The organism is Lachnospira eligens (assembly GCF_009680455.1).
GTDB classification, from domain to species: domain Bacteria; phylum Bacillota; class Clostridia; order Lachnospirales; family Lachnospiraceae; genus Lachnospira; species Lachnospira eligens_A.
The window spans coordinates 52,025-70,700 of sequence record NZ_WKRD01000007.1 but is presented as its reverse complement, the minus strand read 5'-3'; the positions used below and the strand labels follow the sequence as shown (position 1 = coordinate 70,700).

At 39.9% G+C, this 18,676-nt stretch carries 22 protein-coding genes; 3 read left to right on the top strand and 19 right to left on the bottom strand.

All coding sequences use genetic code 11. From position 1 onward, the window contains the following. Positions 1–19: 19 nt before the first annotated feature. From GKE48_RS15030 to GKE48_RS09885, 10 genes are all read right to left on the bottom strand, one after another. The gene (locus GKE48_RS15030; RefSeq protein WP_154300994.1) at positions 20–625 is read right to left on the bottom strand and encodes a single-stranded DNA-binding protein; all 606 of its coding nucleotides are present in this window, start codon (positions 623–625) and stop codon (positions 20–22) included. A 116-nt stretch (positions 626–741) separates the two neighbouring features. Continuing rightward, the gene (locus GKE48_RS09925) at positions 742–1,035 is read right to left on the bottom strand and encodes a hypothetical protein (protein ID WP_154300993.1); all 294 of its coding nucleotides are present in this window, start codon (positions 1,033–1,035) and stop codon (positions 742–744) included. 220 nt (positions 1,036–1,255) lie between these two features. Beyond that, positions 1,256–1,474 carry a hypothetical protein gene (locus GKE48_RS09920; protein ID WP_154300992.1) on the bottom strand — a complete coding sequence of 73 codons (219 nt, stop codon included), beginning with the start codon at positions 1,472–1,474 and terminating at the stop codon, positions 1,256–1,258. Between the two features lie 6 nt (positions 1,475–1,480). Then, complete coding sequence (locus GKE48_RS09915; RefSeq protein WP_154300991.1) at positions 1,481–1,645, bottom strand: hypothetical protein; 165 nt, start codon at positions 1,643–1,645, stop codon at positions 1,481–1,483. Positions 1,646–1,667: 22 nt separating this feature from the next. Next, on the bottom strand, positions 1,668–2,120 hold the full coding sequence (locus tag GKE48_RS09910; protein WP_154300990.1) for a hypothetical protein: 453 nt from the start codon (positions 2,118–2,120) through the stop codon (positions 1,668–1,670). Between the two features lie 131 nt (positions 2,121–2,251). Further along, positions 2,252–2,404, bottom strand: a complete 153-nt coding sequence (locus GKE48_RS09905) for a hypothetical protein (RefSeq protein ID WP_154300989.1) — start codon at positions 2,402–2,404, stop codon at positions 2,252–2,254. Continuing rightward, positions 2,397–2,651: a hypothetical protein gene (locus tag GKE48_RS09900; RefSeq protein ID WP_154300988.1), complete on the bottom strand. Its 255-nt coding sequence runs from the start codon at positions 2,649–2,651 to the stop codon at positions 2,397–2,399. The genes GKE48_RS09905 and GKE48_RS09900 overlap by 8 nt, the downstream gene beginning before the upstream one ends. Positions 2,652–2,660: 9 nt before the next feature. Further along, positions 2,661–3,044, bottom strand: a complete 384-nt coding sequence (locus GKE48_RS09895; RefSeq protein WP_154300987.1) for a hypothetical protein — start codon at positions 3,042–3,044, stop codon at positions 2,661–2,663. A gap of 17 nt (positions 3,045–3,061) precedes the next feature. Next, positions 3,062–3,457 (bottom strand): hypothetical protein, encoded by a 396-nt coding sequence (locus GKE48_RS09890; RefSeq protein ID WP_154300986.1) that lies wholly within the window; start codon positions 3,455–3,457, stop codon positions 3,062–3,064. A gap of 34 nt (positions 3,458–3,491) precedes the next feature. After that, positions 3,492–4,394, bottom strand: coding sequence for a DNA cytosine methyltransferase (locus GKE48_RS09885; protein ID WP_154300985.1), 903 nt, complete (start codon positions 4,392–4,394; stop codon positions 3,492–3,494). A gap of 185 nt (positions 4,395–4,579) precedes the next feature. On the opposite strand from GKE48_RS09885, the gene GKE48_RS09880 reads away from it, so the two are divergent. Both GKE48_RS09880 and GKE48_RS09875 read left to right on the top strand, forming a co-directional pair. Continuing rightward, entirely contained in the window at positions 4,580–4,942 is a 363-nt protein-coding gene (locus GKE48_RS09880; RefSeq protein WP_154300984.1) for a helix-turn-helix domain-containing protein, read from the top strand. A gap of 26 nt (positions 4,943–4,968) precedes the next feature. Beyond that, positions 4,969–6,249, top strand: coding sequence for an exonuclease domain-containing protein (locus GKE48_RS09875; RefSeq protein ID WP_173016916.1), 1,281 nt, complete (start codon positions 4,969–4,971; stop codon positions 6,247–6,249). Between the two features lie 247 nt (positions 6,250–6,496). On the opposite strand, the gene GKE48_RS09870 is transcribed toward GKE48_RS09875, so the two are convergent. Beyond that, complete coding sequence (locus GKE48_RS09870) at positions 6,497–6,685, bottom strand: helix-turn-helix domain-containing protein (protein ID WP_154300982.1); 189 nt, start codon at positions 6,683–6,685, stop codon at positions 6,497–6,499. Positions 6,686–6,957: 272 nt separating this feature from the next. Between GKE48_RS09870 and GKE48_RS09865 the strand changes: the two genes are divergently transcribed. Further along, the gene (locus tag GKE48_RS09865) at positions 6,958–8,019 is read left to right on the top strand and encodes a tyrosine-type recombinase/integrase (protein WP_154300981.1); all 1,062 of its coding nucleotides are present in this window, start codon (positions 6,958–6,960) and stop codon (positions 8,017–8,019) included. A 173-nt stretch (positions 8,020–8,192) separates the two neighbouring features. Here GKE48_RS09865 and GKE48_RS09860 read toward each other — a convergent pair whose 3' ends face one another. From GKE48_RS09860 to GKE48_RS09825, 8 genes are all read right to left on the bottom strand, one after another. Further along, the gene (locus GKE48_RS09860) at positions 8,193–9,203 is read right to left on the bottom strand and encodes a GGGtGRT protein (RefSeq protein WP_012739474.1); all 1,011 of its coding nucleotides are present in this window, start codon (positions 9,201–9,203) and stop codon (positions 8,193–8,195) included. Positions 9,204–9,217: 14 nt separating this feature from the next. Next, entirely contained in the window at positions 9,218–9,922 is a 705-nt protein-coding gene (locus tag GKE48_RS09855) for an iron-sulfur cluster assembly scaffold protein (protein WP_022097694.1), read from the bottom strand. Positions 9,923–10,075: 153 nt separating this feature from the next. Continuing rightward, positions 10,076–10,747 carry an LbetaH domain-containing protein gene (locus tag GKE48_RS09850; RefSeq protein WP_055215290.1) on the bottom strand — a complete coding sequence of 224 codons (672 nt, stop codon included), beginning with the start codon at positions 10,745–10,747 and terminating at the stop codon, positions 10,076–10,078. Between the two features lie 23 nt (positions 10,748–10,770). Then, positions 10,771–12,591, bottom strand: a complete 1,821-nt coding sequence (gene glmS, locus GKE48_RS09845; RefSeq protein WP_154300980.1) for a glutamine--fructose-6-phosphate transaminase (isomerizing) — start codon at positions 12,589–12,591, stop codon at positions 10,771–10,773. A 22-nt stretch (positions 12,592–12,613) separates the two neighbouring features. Then, the gene (locus tag GKE48_RS09840) at positions 12,614–14,629 is read right to left on the bottom strand and encodes a DNA topoisomerase (RefSeq protein WP_173016915.1); all 2,016 of its coding nucleotides are present in this window, start codon (positions 14,627–14,629) and stop codon (positions 12,614–12,616) included. Between the two features lie 34 nt (positions 14,630–14,663). Beyond that, complete coding sequence (gene yfbR / locus GKE48_RS09835; protein ID WP_081458296.1) at positions 14,664–15,251, bottom strand: 5'-deoxynucleotidase; 588 nt, start codon at positions 15,249–15,251, stop codon at positions 14,664–14,666. 123 nt (positions 15,252–15,374) lie between these two features. After that, entirely contained in the window at positions 15,375–16,472 is a 1,098-nt protein-coding gene (gene asd, locus GKE48_RS09830) for an aspartate-semialdehyde dehydrogenase (RefSeq protein ID WP_012739480.1), read from the bottom strand. Between the two features lie 242 nt (positions 16,473–16,714). Beyond that, complete coding sequence (locus tag GKE48_RS09825; RefSeq protein ID WP_154300978.1) at positions 16,715–18,562, bottom strand: carbohydrate esterase family 12 protein; 1,848 nt, start codon at positions 18,560–18,562, stop codon at positions 16,715–16,717. Positions 18,563–18,676: the final 114 nt, after the last annotated feature.

Genomic DNA, 18,676 nt, shown 5'->3' with positions numbered 1-18,676 from the left:
TTTTCCGCTTTCCTTTCTTTTACTCTTTCCCTATCGCGTATATAGATACCTCGTACGCTGTCCGCTGCTCTTCCTGCTGCTCGCTTATGCGTTTAGTGTAAGCTCTGCTCTGTAGCTTGCCCTTTAAGGTTACGCGTTCGCCCTCGTGCCATTCCTTAACCATAGCCGCGGTATCGTTCCAAGCGATGCAGGGTATATAGCAGCCGTGTAGGTCTTTTAGTCTGTTCTCTACTAGTACGCTTATATCGCTTATGCGCTTGCCTAGTGGTGTCTCGCGGTATGTAATGCCGCTGCCGAGTGCTCCGCTTAACTGTATCTCGTTTTCGTAGTCCCAGTGCTCGCCCATAATCTGCTGCGCTGTCTCTGCCAGTACGTATACAAGTACCTTGCCTGTTATAAAATTCTTGTAAGCCTGTAAGCTGCCAAGTATCATAACTGGCATATTTACTCCAATACTGTCTACATTATCGCCCTGCACGTATACTATAGCCTCGTCATGCGCTCCGCTGCGTCGTTCGGTAATAACTGTAAGCTCGTAGCCGTTAAATGGCAGCGTGTTAATGTTATCTACCTTGCGCAGCTCCTTTAATATGCCCTGTAATGCTACTGCGTTGTCTGTCTCCACGTTTTCGCTCTCCTTTCTTCTGTTTTTAGTGTCCTATTGGACAGATACGCCCCGCAACCCTCGAAAGTTGCATATACAGCGCTGCGGCTGCTGCTTTGCCTTTAAGCTAGAGGCGTTTATATGTAAATGTCGTAATACATATTTATGTGCATATCTCCCGCTATGTACTGCGGCGTGCTCTCTTGATCGAGCGGCGGCATAAGTCCCAGCTTACGCCAGTCTTTATGTGCTACGTCCAAGTGTGCCCTAAAGTCTGTTACTATCTCGTCGCCTGTAAATCCTTTTTCTTGGTAGCACTCTTTTAAGTAATACCCCCAATCCGCAAACACTACGGCGCCGTTTTTTATTACCCTTGCACGTTCCGACGAGCTTATAAGCGCTGTAAGTGCACTTAGTGTTACTTGCTGCATTGTGCTTGTCTCTCTTTCATTATTTTTATTTTTTTAACCCTGCTGCCGCCTGCTATTCCCTCTAGTCGCAGATATGGCGGCAATACTATTACGTTACCCTTGTTTAGCTGCGCCTGTATCGTTTGCTCTAGATTCGCGTATGTTTCTTGTTTACATACCATTTCGCAGCTAAATATAAGTGTTAAGCCTTTTGCGTCTTTCTTCTTTCTTTGTCGCCTGTTCATTTCCGCAGCTCCCTTATTTTTTTCTCTAACTCTTCTACTGTTACGCCCTGCCGTCTGGCAAGCGCAGCCGCGCTTATGTTGTATGTCCATATTGACGACATCTTAATAGCGTCGCCTATGTCTAACTTGCCCTGCTGTAGCCCTATGCGGACAAACTGCGGACTACAGCCCATAATAGCGGCTGCCTCTGCTGGTTTAATCTTTACTGCCTGCATATCCTGTTACCTCGCTGTGTTCTGCTGCGCCTGTGCCATAGCAAGTACACCCTGCGAGTAAATCGCAACAATATTACGCTTGTCCTCTGGCAGCTTTGCTACTTCCTGCATAAGCTCGCTAAAATTTTCTAAACTCTGCTGCTCTTTCGTTCTCTCTAATGTCTGCTGCATACTGTTTTACCTCTCTTTCTTCTTAGTCTTTAAAACGTCCGTAGCTGTCAAGCTGTATATAGTGGTTATTTACTTTAGCCTGTCTGCTGCCGCGTGCTACTTTCATCACTTCTAGATCGTTCGCTCTGTATATCTTTCTCTCGCATACCGGACACGTTACAGTCTCGCCATAGCCGCTATTAAGCATTACTTTAATCTGGCAAGTCGGGCAGGAATACGAGTATATGCTTATCTCGTCGAGTATTACCGCTGTGCCTTGCGCGCGTTCCAAGCCCTGCAGCTCTTCTATAAAGTCCTCTCGGCGTTTCTTTGCTTTCTCAAACTGTGTGCACCAGCCACCCCCGCCGTATACTATTGCGTTGTCTCTTATTTTTTGCTCGAACTCTTCTATTTCTTTGTTGCACTTTGCTATTTCTTTTTGTATAAGCTCGTGTATGCGCTGCTTAACGTCCTGTATTGTGTGTATTTTGTTCATTTCCTGCCGCCTGCCTTTCTTTCGTCTGATAACTGCCGCATAAGTTCTACTACTGCTGTGTATTCCAGCTCTAATACTTCCTGCTTATGGTCTTTTGTTTTGTGTTCCTGCGTATGCTCCTTTATACGCTGTTATTCCTCGTAATTGCTTAGATCCTTTTTCGTGAATATTGCATATATGCCGAGTGGCACTATTAATATAGCCGCTGTTATGTCACGCTCTAGCAGCGCGCTTATTATGCCGCACGCTATAAATATCATTCCTGCTATTTTCTGCTTAATCATTTGCCGCGCCCCCTTTGCTATGTAGTGCTATGTATTTCTCTGTTATCTTCTTTATCGCTAAGTATTCTTTTTTAGTAATACGCTCGCGTACTGCCTTGCCGTGCTTTTTATACTCTCTGCTTCCGCGCAGCATGTAATATCTATCGTACTCTACGTCGTGCTCGTATTCTGTGTAGTTGCAAGTAACCTCGTGCGCACGTACCCAGTATTTAACTACGCCGTCTTTGTCTTTTACCATATTTGCCATACTTGCCCCCTAGTCGTTAAGCCCCAACCAGCACTTTACGCTTGTGCCGTCGCTGTAGTAGTACTTTTCGTATTGCTCGCCGTCCTCTGCGTACTGCTCCCTGTATATCTCTACTACTTTGCCCTCGTCAAAGCTCTTTAAGTTAATCTCTGTTACAAGCCCGCAAAGTCTTGTGTAGTAGTGATCTGCACCCCATTGTATCGTCTGTGCTTCTATCTTTGTGTTATACAGCTCTTGCAGCTCTTCGCGTGTGTATGGTTTCCTCTCCTGCTGTCTGTATGGTTCTAACTGCTGTATACCACAATGGTATACATACGGCGGCTGCGATTTTTGTTGCTCTATTGTATCTGTCTCTGGGCTATTAAAAAGAGCCTTAAAGTCTATATTTTCCATATGCTACCTCTCTTTCGTTAGTCCAATACCTCTAGTATCTGCTGTAGCTGCGGCTCCATATCTCGCCAGAATTGGGCGTTGCTGGCTGCGTTCTTAAACTTAGGCGCGCCGTTCTCGTCCGTTTCCTGTGCCAGCTCTTCCCACGCCTTAAGCTCGCCCTCTCTATGTTTCGTTGTCATTAAGATATAGCACTGTAGCGTGCTGCATAGCTCGTTAGTAAGTGTTACTGTTTTTGGCTGCTGTTCCCAGCTTATAGCCTCTGTATCTATCTTTTTAAAATTGTTGTTCTTAAAATTCTCGTACGTGTCGTGGAAATAATCGCCCTTGCTGGTTAATTCCTCATACTGGGCTTTTATAAAGTCCTCTGTTACTTCCTGCTGTGTTAAGGCGTCATAATATTTTTGTTCTGTCATTCTTTCGTTGCCTCTCTTTCGTTGTTGTATTTCGTTATAATTTCCAATCATTTTCTCTTACATTAAAAGCGTCTCCGCGTTCTATAATGTCTGGAAAATTATTTTTTGCTACTTTTATTGCAGATTTTTCAATCTCATACGCATAGTATTTTATATTTTTAAACCCTAACCGCTCTAAGCAGTATCTTCCTGTTGCTATTCCGTCGTACATACTTAATACTATCAGCTCGTCGTCTCTGTTTATGCCTTTAAGCCCTTTTTGTAACAAATATCTTATAACTTCCGCAGTCCAGCCGTTGCCTATACATTTCTCTTGTTGGCTTCTCGTAATTCCGTCTGTATATCCTTTTGGCAGTGTCTGTAATTGTTCTAGCTCGTGCGTTGTTAAATATCTGCAAAAATCTTCAAATTCTATAAGTCCTGCGTTATTACTTCTGTCTTGTTTTGTTGTTACTGCGTTTGTTTTTGTTGCGTTTGTAATGTTTGTGCAGCTATGGTTTCCGTTTCTTCCCTTTCCGTCGTTCCACATTCTTTCTCTTGACGGCGTTCTTTTTACTTTAAATTTTTTGCAATATTCGTAATCTGTATCTTTTATATCCTGGAATGATATATTTTTATCTTCTGGCTGTTCAGCCTCCCAGTTAAACCAGTATTCTCGCTTTCTCGTTTGCGCTGACAGCAAATTGCTATTTATACAAATGTTTGCAACTCCTAAATTTTCCGTTATGCACTCTTTAATGGTTTTAGAAATTGAGTTATTGTTTTCATATAAGAAAAAGTCTGGTTGAAACTTTTCTTTTGCTATTAGATAGTTTCTAAACAATTCCCAGCCTAAGCCCTCTGGCTCTGTTTCTCTATCAACTTTATTATTCTTTTGCCCGGTTCTCGCTATGCTCCAATATGTGCACGGGCTCCCGCCTATTAATAGCTTTGTCATTTTGTATTGTTTCCTCGCTTTCGTGTACCCCGCTTGTACTGTTGTTTGAGAGTTTCATATCTCTCATCGAGATTATATTACCTCTCTATGAGAGTTTTGTCAATCGTTATTTTTAATTTATATTGACTATGAGAGTTTTTTGAGGTATTTTATAATTGAAATATAAAAGAAAGTGAGGTAATGCTATGAAAAGCAGAATAAAGCAGGTGCGAAAAGACGCAGGGCTTACGCAAGTGGAGTACGGCAAACGCTTGGGCGTAGCTGGTAATACTGTTACTAATTACGAAAATGGTATGCGCGAACCCTCTAACGCTATTATTGCTGCTATTTGTCGTGAGTTTAATGTTAATGAGGAATGGCTACGTACTGGTAAAGGTAGTATGTATGTAGAAATGAGCCGCGCCGAGTTAGCCGCTAACATTGTAGGCAGCGCACTTAACACAAACGACGAGTTTATACTTAATACATTTATTGCCCTAGGGCAGTTATCCCCTGCAGAGTGGGAACTTATTAAGAAATTTGTTGATAAGATTAAGTCTGATAATTAAATAATGTTACAAAGGAGATGTTACATATGAGAGATAGTAAAGGGCATAGTTTATTAACTTTTCCAAATGATTATACCGTAGTTGATATTGAAACTACGGGCTTGTCGCCAGAGTACGACGAGATAATAGAAATATGTGCATTTAAGTATCGCGGTAGTGAACTTGTAAACAAGTATAGTACACTTGTTAAGCCAGAGCGTGAGGTAAACGACTTTATTACGCAGCTTACAGGCATAACAAATAATATGCTTGCTAGTGCTCCAAGTGCTGCAGATGTTATGCAGCCGTTATATGACTTTATCGGCTCTGATGTTATAGTCGGTCACAATGTTAATTTTGATATTAACTTTTTATATGACTATTGCACCAGTATTTTATCTAAACCACTCTCTAACGACTTTGTAGACACTATGCGCATTGCTAGACTTTTGCATAAAGAAAATAAACATAATCGCTTATCTGATTTAGCAACGCAGTATAATTTATCTTATGAGGGGGCGCATAGAGCTGGCTTTGACTGTGCTTTGACTAATTCTATATATGAAATATTTAAGAGAGAGTGTGCGGACGGCGCAATAGAATTAAATACGCTTGCTAAACATTCGCAAGTAAAAGCTGCTGACATCAGTGCTGCAGTTTCAGAAATTCCAGCAGATAGCCCGCTACTTGATAAGGTAGTTGTATTTACTGGCACACTTGAAAAAATGCTACGCAAAGATGCTATGCAGCTCGTGGCAAATATGGGCGGTATAAATGGCGATAATGTTACAAAGAAAACTAATTATCTTGTTCTAGGCAATAACGACTATTGCACCACTATAAAGAATGGCAAGAGCGGCAAGCAAAAGAAAGCCGAGGAATATAAGTTAAAAGGTTATGATATAGAGGTTATCCCAGAAAGTGTATTTTATGATATTGTAAATATCTCTTATGCACCTGCTCCGCAAGCCCCAATCAGTCAATTGTATAAAGATTTTTCTTTAAGTGACAGAGAGGTAGAAGTTATAGAGATTGTAAAATCCTTTATTTCTTCGAGTGAACTATATTCCGATTTTGGAATAGCGCGCCGTAGCGACAATTATATATCTTTGTTGTGTGGCGAAAATGATTTTATGCGTTTTAAGGCTTCGCCGCGTGCCTTTTGGGTATCTTTGCGACTGCCTTTTGCTCTTGCAGATAAAAACAGGGATAACCCTTTATTTGCTGCTCAGATAAATAAAAATCAATTTCATTGGAAAAGCTCTATTGCTTCTGTTGATGAATTGGAAAAAATAAAAGATTTTATTGTGGCGTCATATTTTAAATAAGCAGCTAGTCGCCTAGCTGCCCTTAATTCCTCGTATGAATTGTAATATTATTCTAAGTACGTGCTCGTCGCTTATGCTGTCGAGTAGTTCGCGTATCTGCCGCCGTAGCTTATCCACTAGCTCGCCCTCTTTCTTGTGTGATGTGGCAATTATAACGCTAGTCGGTAAGATATGTAAGGCTTTCGGTTGTTTTGTCCATTATGTCGGACGTATGCCCCGTAGCTCTTGGCAGCGGTAACTTGCAATATTATAATTTTAATAGATCGAATAGCTCTACTTCTAGGGCTGCTGCAAGTAAGCGCAGGGTTTCTATGGTCGGGTTTGCTTTTCCATTTTCAATATTGTTTATTGTGGTCTTGCTTACCCCGCTTAACTCTTCCAGCTCTCGCAGGCTGTAGCCCTTGGCTGTTCGTATCTGCCATAAGTTGTATGTCATTATGTATGTAAGCCTCTCTTTTAGTATTTATTATACTTGACGGCTGCGCATATGTCTTATGGTAATATTTGTAAAATTCAATATAAAAATAGCCGCCCCTGTTGGCGCAGGAACGGCTACATAGACACACAACTAACGAAACTTAAAAGGCTCCGCTTGTTATGTACCCCGCAAGTACTATTATAGCATAAGCCTAAGGTTTCCGATAGGCTTATTTTTTATACCCTTTTAGGAAAATAAGCCGCCATAATAAGAAAGTGAGGTTATGCTATATGAAACTTGCTAATGGAATGGGTAGCGTATATAAACAGGGTGGTAAACGCCGTAACCCTTGGATAGCTCGAAAAACTAAAGGCTGGGATATTGACGAGGCGACAGGCAGGACTAAGCAGCGTTATTTAACTATCGGATATTATCCGACGAGGCAAGAGGCTTTAACTGCTCTTATGAATTATAACCAGAATCCGTACGACATAGAGACAAGCTCTATTACTTTTGCTGAAGTATACGAGCGTTGGAGTAAAGAGCATTTTGTAAAGGTTACTCCCAGCTCGTGCCGTTCTTGGGTTGCTGCCTTTAATCACTCTAAACCACTACACAATATGCGTATGCGTGACATACGCCCGAACCACTTAGAGGGTACCATACACGACGCTAAAGTAGGCGACAGCACTAAGCAGCGTATGAAAAGTATGTATAACTTAATGTATAAGTACTGCCTTAAATACGACATTGTAGAAAAGGACTATGCGGCATTGTGTGAGGGTGTAAAGCGTGGCAAACCTAAAATTGTACGTATTCCGTTTAGTTCCGAGGAGATACAAACACTTTGGGATAACGTGAGCTTTCCTTTTGTCGATATGGTGCTTATAGGCATATATAGCGGCTGGCGTCCGCAAGAGTTGGCAATACTAAAGGTTGCCGACATAGACTTAGAGGCGCGTACAATGTTCGGCGGTCTTAAGACTGACGCAGGACGTAATAGGGTTGTGCCTATACACTCTGCTATATATGATCTAGTCGCAGCTAATTATAACAAAGCTGTTGCTATGGGTAGCGACTATCTGTTTAATGATGAGAACGGGCAGCAGGGCACGCACTTAACATACGATAAATACCGCGGACGCTTCGAGAAAATAAACAAACGCTTTAATATGTCGCATAAGCCGCACGACACACGACATACTTTTATAAGTGCTGCCAAGTCTGCAAATATGAATGAGTATATTCTTAAGCTGATTGTAGGACACGAGATAGAGGACGTTACAGAAAAGGTATACACACATAGAAGTATGCAAGAGCTCACCGACGAGATAGAAAAGATAATATACTAAATTGCTGCATATTTGCGGCAATTAAAAAGAGGGCTACAGGTGTTTTTATACGCCTGCTGCCCTCTTATATTTTGCAAGTTACATGTGTAAGTTACGCGCTAGTTACGTGTAAGTTACCTATACTTTTCCGTAGGTTTCCATACTTCCGCATATCCGCGTAAATACTGGATTTCCTAGAATTTACCGTTCTTAGCAGCTTCCTCAATGGAAACAGCAACAGCTACAGTAGCACCAACCATAGGGTTATTACCCATTCCGATTAATCCCATCATTTCAACGTGAGCTGGAACTGATGAAGAACCTGCGAACTGAGCATCTGAGTGCATACGTCCCATAGTATCTGTCATACCATAAGAAGCAGGACCTGCTGCCATGTTATCTGGGTGAAGTGTACGTCCTGTACCACCACCTGAAGCTACTGAAAAGTACTTCTTTCCAGCTTCAAGTCTTTCCTTCTTATATGTACCTGCAACTGGATGCTGGAATCTTGTAGGGTTTGTTGAGTTACCTGTGATAGATATATCAACATTCTCCTTCCACATGATTGCAACACCTTCTGTTACATCGTTAGCGCCGTAGCAGTTAACCTTAGAACGAAGACCATCTGAATATGCTGTTCTAGAGATTTCCTTTACTTCGCCTGTTGAATAATCCATCTCTGTCTCAACGAATGTGAATCCGTTAATTCTTGAGATAATCTTAGCAGCATCCTTACCAAGACCGTTAAGGATAACTCTAAGAGGTTTCTGTCTAACCTTGTTAGCCTTCTCTGCAATACCGATAGCGCCTTCAGCAGCAGCGAATGATTCATGACCTGCAAGGAATGCAAAACATTCTGTCTCTTCTTCAAGTAACATCTTTCCTAAGTTACCATGTCCAAGACCAACCTTTCTCTGGTCAGCAACTGAACCTGGAATACAGAATGCCTGAAGACCTTCACCGATAGCTGCAGCAGCTTCTGAAGCCTTTCTTGCACCCTTCTTGATAGCGATTGCTGCACCTACTGTGTAAGCCCAGCATGCATTTTCAAAACAAATTGGCTGGATACCCTTAACCATAGCATATACATCTAATCCGGCATCCTTAGTAATCTTTTCAGCTTCTTCAATACTAGCTATACCATAGCTGTTAAGAACTGAAGTAATCTTATCTATTCTTCTCTCATATGATTCAAATAAAGCCATTCTAATTGTCCTCCTTACTTAACTTCTTCATCTGTTCTTGGGTCAATAATCTTAACAGCATCTGCAACTCTTCCGTACTGTCCGCAAGCCTTCTCATATGCTGTTGTAGGGTCATCACCCTTCTTAATGAAGTCTGTCATCTTACCAAGGCTGACAAACTTGTAACCGATAATCTGGTTGTCCTTATCAAGGGCAATACCTGTTACATAACCTTCAGCCATCTCAAGGTAACGAGGGCCTTTCTTTAATGTACCATACATAGTACCAACCTGAGAACGAAGTCCCTTACCAAGATCTTCAAGACCAGCACCAACTGCAAGTCCACCCTCAGAGAATGCACTCTGAGTTCTTCCGTAAACGATCTGTAAGAATAACTCTCTCATAGCTGTGTTAATTGCATCACAGACAAGGTCAGTGTTAAGAGCTTCCATAACTGTAAGTCCTGGTAAAATCTCTGCTGCCATAGCTGCTGAATGTGTCATACCTGAACATCCGATAGTCTCAACTAAAGCTTCCTGAATGATACCTTCCTTAACATTAAGAGTAAGCTTACATGCACCCTGCTGAGGAGCACACCAGCCTACACCATGTGTAAAACCTGAAATATCTTCAACCTTCTTATTCTGTACCCATTTACCTTCTGTTGGCACTGGAGCTGCTCCGTGATGAACGCCCTGTGCTACTGGACACATATTCTCTACTTCCTGTGTGTAAATCATCTTATTACTCCTTTCGTAATTCATAGTGTTTACTATAAATGAAACGACGGCCAGAAGCCGTCGTCCAAGCCTTGACTATTTTCTCACAAACTTTTGCATTAGTCAATGTGAGACACAACATTTTTACATTAATAAAACAAAAATTTCACATAATTATCTCTTAGTTACTACTTCGCCCTGCTTCTTATATATGGAACCTGCCGGAATAAAGCCTCTTACGCTTGAAAGCGGATAAATATTACTCTCTCTTCCAACAATTGTTCCAGGATTAAGTACGCTGCCACAGCCAACCTCAACATTATCTCCAAGAAATGCACCAATCTTTTTGATACCTGTATCAATATTGCAGTCAGGTCCTTTAATAGTAATAAGCTTCTTGTCAGACTTAACATTAGATGTTATTGAGCCCGCTCCCATATGAGCCTTGAATCCAAGAATTGAATCTCCAACATAATTATAATGTGGAACCTGTACCTTATTAAAAAGAATTACATTCTTAAGCTCAGTTGAATTACCAACAACAGCGCCTTCACCTACAATAGCTTTTCCACGGATAAATGCACAGTGTCTTACCTCTGCATCTTTACCGATAATTGCAGGTCCTGCAATATAAGCTGATGGAAATACATTTGCAGTTCTGTGAACCCATATATTCTCCCCACGCTTCTCATATTCATCTTCTGGCAGTGAATTGCCAAGTTCTACAATAAAATCACCAATCTTTGCAAGTACTTCCCATGGATATGTACAGTCTTCAAATACCTTTGCTGCAATAGTCTCATTAAGGTCATACAGATTACTTATCTTTAATGCATCATTATTCATATCAAATATCCTCTTTATATCAATTATTCAACAGTAACAGATTTTGCAAGGTTTCTTGGCTTATCTACATCGTTACCCTTAAGAACTGCTGTATAGTAGGCAATAAGCTGTAATGGGACTGCCGCAACCATAGGCATAAGAAGCTGGTCTGCCTGTGGAAGCTTAATAACAATATCTGCCACTCCATCCTCAATATCAAGCTCTGGTTCTGCAATAAGCACTACAAATGCTCCTCTTGACTTAACTTCCTTAATATTACTTATAGTCTTTTCCTCAAGATTCTTCTGTGTTGCTATTGCAATTACAGGCATCTGTTCTGTAATAAGCGAGATAGTTCCATGCTTAAGCTCTCCTGCTGCATATGATTCAGAATGAATATAAGATATCTCCTTTAACTTAAGAGAACCTTCCATACTGAGTGCATAATCAAGACCTCGTCCTATATAAAGAAGACTGTCTGCATTAATAAGCTTGGATGCTGCAAACTGACACTTACTCTCAAGTGCAATGGCTTCTTCAATAACCTCAGGTATTTCTTCAAGCATCTTAGTATATCTGCTGCATTCTGCCTCATCCATCTTACCATTAGCATAAGCTAATTCAAATGCAATTAAATACATAATTGATACCTGAACCATATATGCCTTCGTTGAAGCAACTGAAATCTCAGGACCTGCATGTGTATATACAACCATATCTGCTTCTCTTGCAATTGATGAACCCTTGACATTAACAATTGCCATAGTATCAGCACCTGCCTGTTTTGCAAGTTCAAGTGCAGCCTTAGTATCAGCAGTCTCACCTGACTGTGATATAACAATCATAAGGTCATCTTCACTAATAAGAGGATCTCTGTATCTGAATTCTGATGCAATATCAACAGTTACAGATACTCTTGCTATCTTTTCTATTATATATTTACCGACCATTCCGGCATGCATTGCAGTACCACAGGCAACAATATATATATTCTTATAATTCTTTAACTTATCAGGATTGAATCCTTCTGCACTGAAATCAGGCATATCGTCCATGATTCTTGGCACAATTGTTCTCTTTACAGAATCTGGCTGCTCATGAATTTCCTTAAGCATAAAGTGCGCATAACCGCCCTTTTCTGCAGCATCAACATCCCAGTCAGCAGTATTTAATTCCTTATGTATCTCATTACCATGAACATCGTATATCTTAACTGAATCCTTCTTAATAACTGCAATCTCATTCTGGTCAAGAAGGTAATAATCTCTTGTGTAGTGAATAATAGCCGGAACATCAGATGCTATGAAATTCTCATGTTCTCCAACGCCAACAATAAGAGGGCTGTCCTTTCTTACTGCAAATATCTCATCAGGGAAATCCCTGAACATAATTCCAAGTGCGTATGAACCCTTAATCTCTGACAGTACCTTTGCAATAGTCTTCATCGGGTCACCATCATAATAGTAATCAAGCAGCTTTGCAGCAACCTCAGTATCTGTTTCACTTGCAAAGCTATATCCCTCTCCGACAAGAAAATCCTTAAGCTTCTTATAGTTCTCAATTATACCGTTATGTACAATAGTAACTCTCTTATTGCCATGTGGATGTGAATTAATGTCTGATGGTTCTCCATGCGTAGCCCATCTTGTATGACCAATTCCAACATGTCCTTGTGGTTTTCCTTCTTCATCCATCTTCTCAACAAGGTTGGCAAGTCTTCCCTTGCACTTCTTGACCTTTATATTACCATGATCAAATACCGCAATACCTGCTGAATCATATCCTCTGTATTCAAGCTTAGATAATGCATCTACAAGTACATCTGCGCTTTCTCTGTCCCCTACATATCCTGCAATTCCGCACATATATTTAATTCCTTTCACTCATTTACTTATAATTCTTAGCGGTCTCGTTAAAAAGTCCTATAAGCCCCGCCTGATTCCTTAATGCCATAACAGCCCTTGTTCTTCTCGAAACAAAACCATCAAGCTTTTCCATATACTCATCTGCTGTAATATTCCCCTCTGCTACACCTGTAAGTCCTTTTTCCCAGCTTGCCGTAAGCTCCGGATTAAGCAGATGCCTGATAGAATTATCTACAACATCATATATTATCTCACCTAAAAATGTAGGCGTAATAATCTGTGTCTTAGAATTAATAGAAATATACTTAATAGTATTAAGTTTTTTAAGGATTTCAGCTCTGGTAGCACTTGTTCCTATTCCACTACCCTTAATCTGGGCACGCAGCTCCTCATCTTCAATAAGCTGTCCTGCATTCTCCATTGCAAGAATAATAGAACCTGAATTATATCTCTTAGGAGGTGATGTTTCACCTTCTTTGATATTAAACCCATTAAATGTGATTGTAGAACCTTTTCTGTATTTTTTCAATACCTCAAATAAAGCTGCATCACATTTATTATCTTCCTTATTATCGACGCTATCATCATCCTTTACTTTTGCATCATTTCTCGCCTTTGCAAATGAGTTCTTAGCTACGCTAAGATACCCTTCATCTACAAGCACTTTAAATGAAGCATACAGTTTTTCATTCTTTACATCACTGGTAATACTTACCTTCTGATAAATAGCCGGTGGATAGAATATACTTAAGAATCTTCTTACAATTATCTCATAAGTTCTCGCAGCTGTAACTGACAAGTTCTTTAAATTATTAAACCCCTGTCCTGTCGGAATAATCGCATAATGGTCTGTGATTGCTTTATCGTTGCAATATCTTGTCTTTTCAATCCCCTTCTGCATATTATTCTGTAATATATGCTCAGCTATCTCCTTCACAGGCGGAAAATTCCTGAGTCCTCCTATATTCTTATGTATTTCCTTACTTACCGCAGTCGATAACACTCTCGCATCAGTTCTTGGATAAGTAACCAGTTTCTTTTCATACAGTTCCTGAATAATATTAAGGGTCTCATCAGGGCTTATCTTAAACAGCTTGCTGCATTCATTCTGAATTTCAGCAAGATTATACAGAAGCGGTGGATTCTTGGTTTCTTTCTTTCTCTCAATAGAATCAACTACCCCCTGTGCCGGCAGTGGATCAGATAAGAACTTAACAAGTTCCTCAGCCTTTTTCCTTTCCTTAAAACCATTATCCTTATATAAATATGGCGTACCGGCATACATACTCTTATCACTTACACGCCATTCTGCATCAAATGTTGAATTTTCAGCCTGTGCCTGTCCAATAACTCTGTAGAACGGTGTCTTTACAAAGCTTCTTATCTCCCGTTCTCTTCTTACTACCATTCCAAGAACACATGTCATAACCCTTCCGACAGATACAACTGCCCTGTCAAGGTGCAGGTAATTAGCAATATTGCGTCCATATTTCAATGTAAGAACTCTTGAGAAATTAATTCCCATAAGATAATCTTCCTTCGCACGAAGATACGCTGAATCACTCAGATTATCATATTCAGATATATCTTTAGCCGTATTAATTCCTTTAAGAATCTCTTCCTCGGTCTGCGAATCAATCCACACACGGCGCTCTTTCTTTCCCTTAACGCCTGCCTCCTGCCTCACAAGCCTGTATATATATTCTCCCTCTCGTCCTGAATCGGTACACACATATATATATTCAACATCATCCCTTGTAAGAATGTCTTTAACTATATTAAACTGTTTCGCAACTGCAGGTATAACCTCATACTTAAATTCCTTTGGTATGAATGGCAATGTGTCAAAGCTCCATCTTTTCAGATTAGGATCATATGCATCCGGGTAGCTCATAGTTACCAGATGTCCTACACACCATGTCACAATATGGTCTCCACCCTCAAGATATCCGTCTTTTCTTGTGAAGTTCACATGCAGTGCCTTGGCAAACTCCTGCGCTACGCTTGGTTTTTCCGCGATATATACGGATTTTCCCATTATATCCCTCATTTCTGTGTCTATTACACAATTATTATTCTCCTGAAGCATCAAGAGTTCCCATATAAGCTGGTATATATTCTTTTATAAAATAATCTGCTTCCGGAATATTCATATCAACAATAGCCTGATATATTGTCTTTTCCGCATCAGCAAAATCCATATTACCAGACTTCTTTTCCTCAAGACATTTGATATAAGCTGACATCTTATCAGCCGCCTTTACATATTTCCAGAGTTCTTCTTCCTCTTCTGTCTCTGATAACACACCCTTATAATGTGCTCTTATATCAGATGACAGACCTGAGAGCATCTGCTCCTCTGCAACATGCTCTACTTCCTTATAAGCATTTCTTATAACCGGATTGTAATACTTTACAGGAGTCGGAAGATCACCCGTAATTATCTCTGTAACATCATGATACATTCCAAGAATTGCAAGCCTTTCAGCATTAATATTCCCACCATATATCTCATTGTTGATAATTCCCAATGCATGTGCTATGAATGCCACTTCAAGACTATGCTCGCACAGATTCTCATGGCGTGTATTCTGCATAAGTCCCCATCTGTTAATATATTTCATTCTCGACAGCATTGCATAAAAATAATTTTCCTTCAATGTAAATGTCCCCTCTTAACTCTTTAAGTCGTTTCATAATTTTATATCATAATAGGTTTTTAAGCAAGTAAAAAGAGATGCCATCTCTGACATCTCTTTTCTGGTATGTGTATTAGAATTTAATTATTCTGCATCCTTAGGAGTGATATAACCCTGTGCCTTAAGAAGCTCTGCAATAAGAACAGCTCCACCTGCTGCACCTCTTAATGTGTTGTGTGAAAGACCAACAAACTTATAATCAAACACACTGTCTTCTCTTAAACGGCCAAGTGAAACACCCATTCCGTTCTCATAATTTACATCAAGCTTAACCTGTGGACGGTCATCTTCTTCAAGATACTGGATGAACTGCTTTGGAGCACTTGGAAGATTAAGTTCCTGTGGAACTCCCTTGAAGCTTCTCCACTTTTCAATAATCTGTTCCTTAGTTGGCTTCTTCTCAAAGTTAACAAATACAGCTGCTGTATGTCCATCAAGAACTGGAACTCTGATACACTGACATGTGATAACCGGATCACTTGCAGGAACAATCTTTCCATCCTCAATCTTACCCCATAATCTTAAAGGCTCTTTCTCAGACTTTTCTTCCTCGCCACCAATATAAGGGATGATATTCTCAACCATCTCTGGCCACTGTTCAAATGTTTTACCAGCACCTGAGATTGCCTGATATGTTGTTGCAACAACAAGCTTTGGTCCGAATTCCTTTAATGCATTAAGAGCAGGTGTGTAGCTCTGGATTGAACAGTTAGGCTTAACACAGATAAATCCTCTCTTAGTACCAAGTCTTTCTCTCTGATATTTAATAACTTCAAGATGCTCTGGGTTGATTTCTGGAACAACCATAGGAACATCTGGTGTCCAACGATTAGCACTGTTATTAGAAACAACTGGAACTTCTGCCTTAGCATATCTTTCCTCTATAGCCTTAATCTGGTCCTTAGGCATATTAACTGCACAGAATACGAAATCTACCTTAGAAACAATTTCATCAAAATCCTTATCCATATCATATACAGTCATCTTCTTAACGAACTCTGGCATTGGTGTCTGCATCTTCCAGCGTCCTTCAACAGCATCTTCATAAAGCTTTCCTGCTGAACGTCCTGAAGCTGCTACTAAAACAACCTCAAACCAAGGATGATTCTCAAGTAATGTTATAAATCTCTGTCCTACCATACCTGTACCGCCAAGGATACCAACTCTTAACTTATCGCTCATTTTTAACTCCTTCAATATGTAAAATCTAAAAGACACTTCCCTCTGTTCTGTCTTTCTGTGACGGACATTTGTTTTTGTGTCTAAGAAAATATATCACAGCCTATAGGATAATGCAAGCCATTTTTAAATATTTTAAGATTTTTCTTAATAAAAATATATTTTTTTATGTAAAAATGAAAAAGCCCCGGCAGTTAACCGGAAGCTTTTTCTGGAAATATTAGGAGAAGTAAATTCTTATAAACTTATTTATCGAATGTCTTCTTTCTCTTTAATTCAACACATGCAATTCCTGCTGTTAATGTCATTGCAGCAATATACCATACCATATGGTATGAATCACCTGTCTCAACACCATTATTGTCTGATACCACTGGATCTGTAGCTGGCTGCTCTGCCGGTGTCTCTGGTTTAGCAGGCTGCTCTGGTGCTGGATTCTCTGGTTCACCCGGTGTTGGATTCTCTGGTTCACCCGGTGTTGGATTCTCTGGTTCACCTGGTGCTGGATTCTCTGGTTCGCCCGGTGTTGGATTCTCTGGTTCGCCTGCAGATGTAATCTCCTTACCATCAACAACAAGCTTAACATCTGAAAATGTCACATCAGCACTTCTTGCAACATACATTCCAACATATACATATTCTGAATCTACAGAAGTTAATTTAAAATCAAAACCACCTGTAATAGTTTCTTCATTACCAAATGTACATGCATAACCATCTGTATTACTTTCGATTTTAAGGTTATATGTCTCACCAGCCTTAATTTCATTAGCACATGTTCCGCCCTGTGTAAGAGCGCCACTCTTTCTTGCAAAACAGTTCCATACAGAATCTTTCTTAGTAAGCTTAAGTGGACCAGCTGCAACATAGTCACCCATTGTACTGTTAATATACTGATCTACATACATATCATCTCTTGCCATAAGACCGAATGATACCTGATCATTAGATGTAAAACTGTTTACAGTCGCCTTTGCTGTAATTGTAAAATTACTGTTTGCTGGAACTCTGTAATAATACATAGCAATTCCATCAGCAGTACTTGCTATCTTTCCTGCTCCATTAACAGCAATATTAATATTACCATTGTCAAGACTCTCAAGCTTAAATTTAGATGCTATCTTATCATTGCCGCCAACATTTCCAAATACAGTTCCCTTAAAGATTCCTGCATTAGCCCATAATTCGCTGTCTTTTAAATCATTTGAATATTCTGACTCTTTATAATCAGGATTAGACTTTAAAACATCACTCTTAGTTGGTGCTTTAGCATCAATAATATGCTCTGCAAGTCCTGCTACATTAAGTTCCTTAATTGTCTTAGTAACAAGATATGCATTATATGTTCCGCCCCAGATATTAGTATGCGTATTGTCTACACTTTCTGGCTTTGATGATGTCCATGCATGTAAATTAACTGTCTCGGCTGCTCCTAATGAATCATATAATTTCTTAGTAAGAGAAGTCATATCAACCACTGGAACATTAAGATCTTTTCCAAGATTAATGATTGCCTGTGGATAACTTCCTCCTTCAAACTCTCCTGAAGCAGCTGTAACATGAAGCTGACTGTCAGACCAGTTGCCATCAGCAGTTCTTCTTACAATCGGTGTACATAAAACAACTGTTGTTCCTGCTGCCTGTGCTGGCTTTATATAATTCTCATATAAAGAATAAGCAAATGAACCTGCTGTTTTATAATCTCCATTAGGGTTAGTATATCTTCCGCTCTCCGCTTTTTCATCATTGTGGCCGAAACCAACAAGAAGAAAATCTCCCTTTTTCATTCCAGCTATAAGCTCACCATACTCCTTATCCGCTGTATAGCTTGTTGAACTTCTTCCTGATAAAGCAATATTCTTTACCTCAAAAGTTCCATCCAGATACTTATCAATCTGTGTTCCCCATCCATATCTAGGATAATAATAATTGTCTGTGAAAGCACTGACTGTCGAATCTCCCACAATCCAGACAACAGGCTTTGATGAATCTGATTCCTCAGCTCCTGCAAATGTTCCAAATCCAAAGCTCATAACAAGCAAAAGGATTGCACTAAGCAGACAACTGATCAGCCTTCTATTTTTGTTTTTCATAACAAAGACCATTCCTTTCTTTTATTTGTTCAAATTGTAAACTATGAACCTATGTCAAGGTCAAGTCTTTGTGTATATTTTACCATAAAATGTTTTTGCAAAAAAATCCCCGCA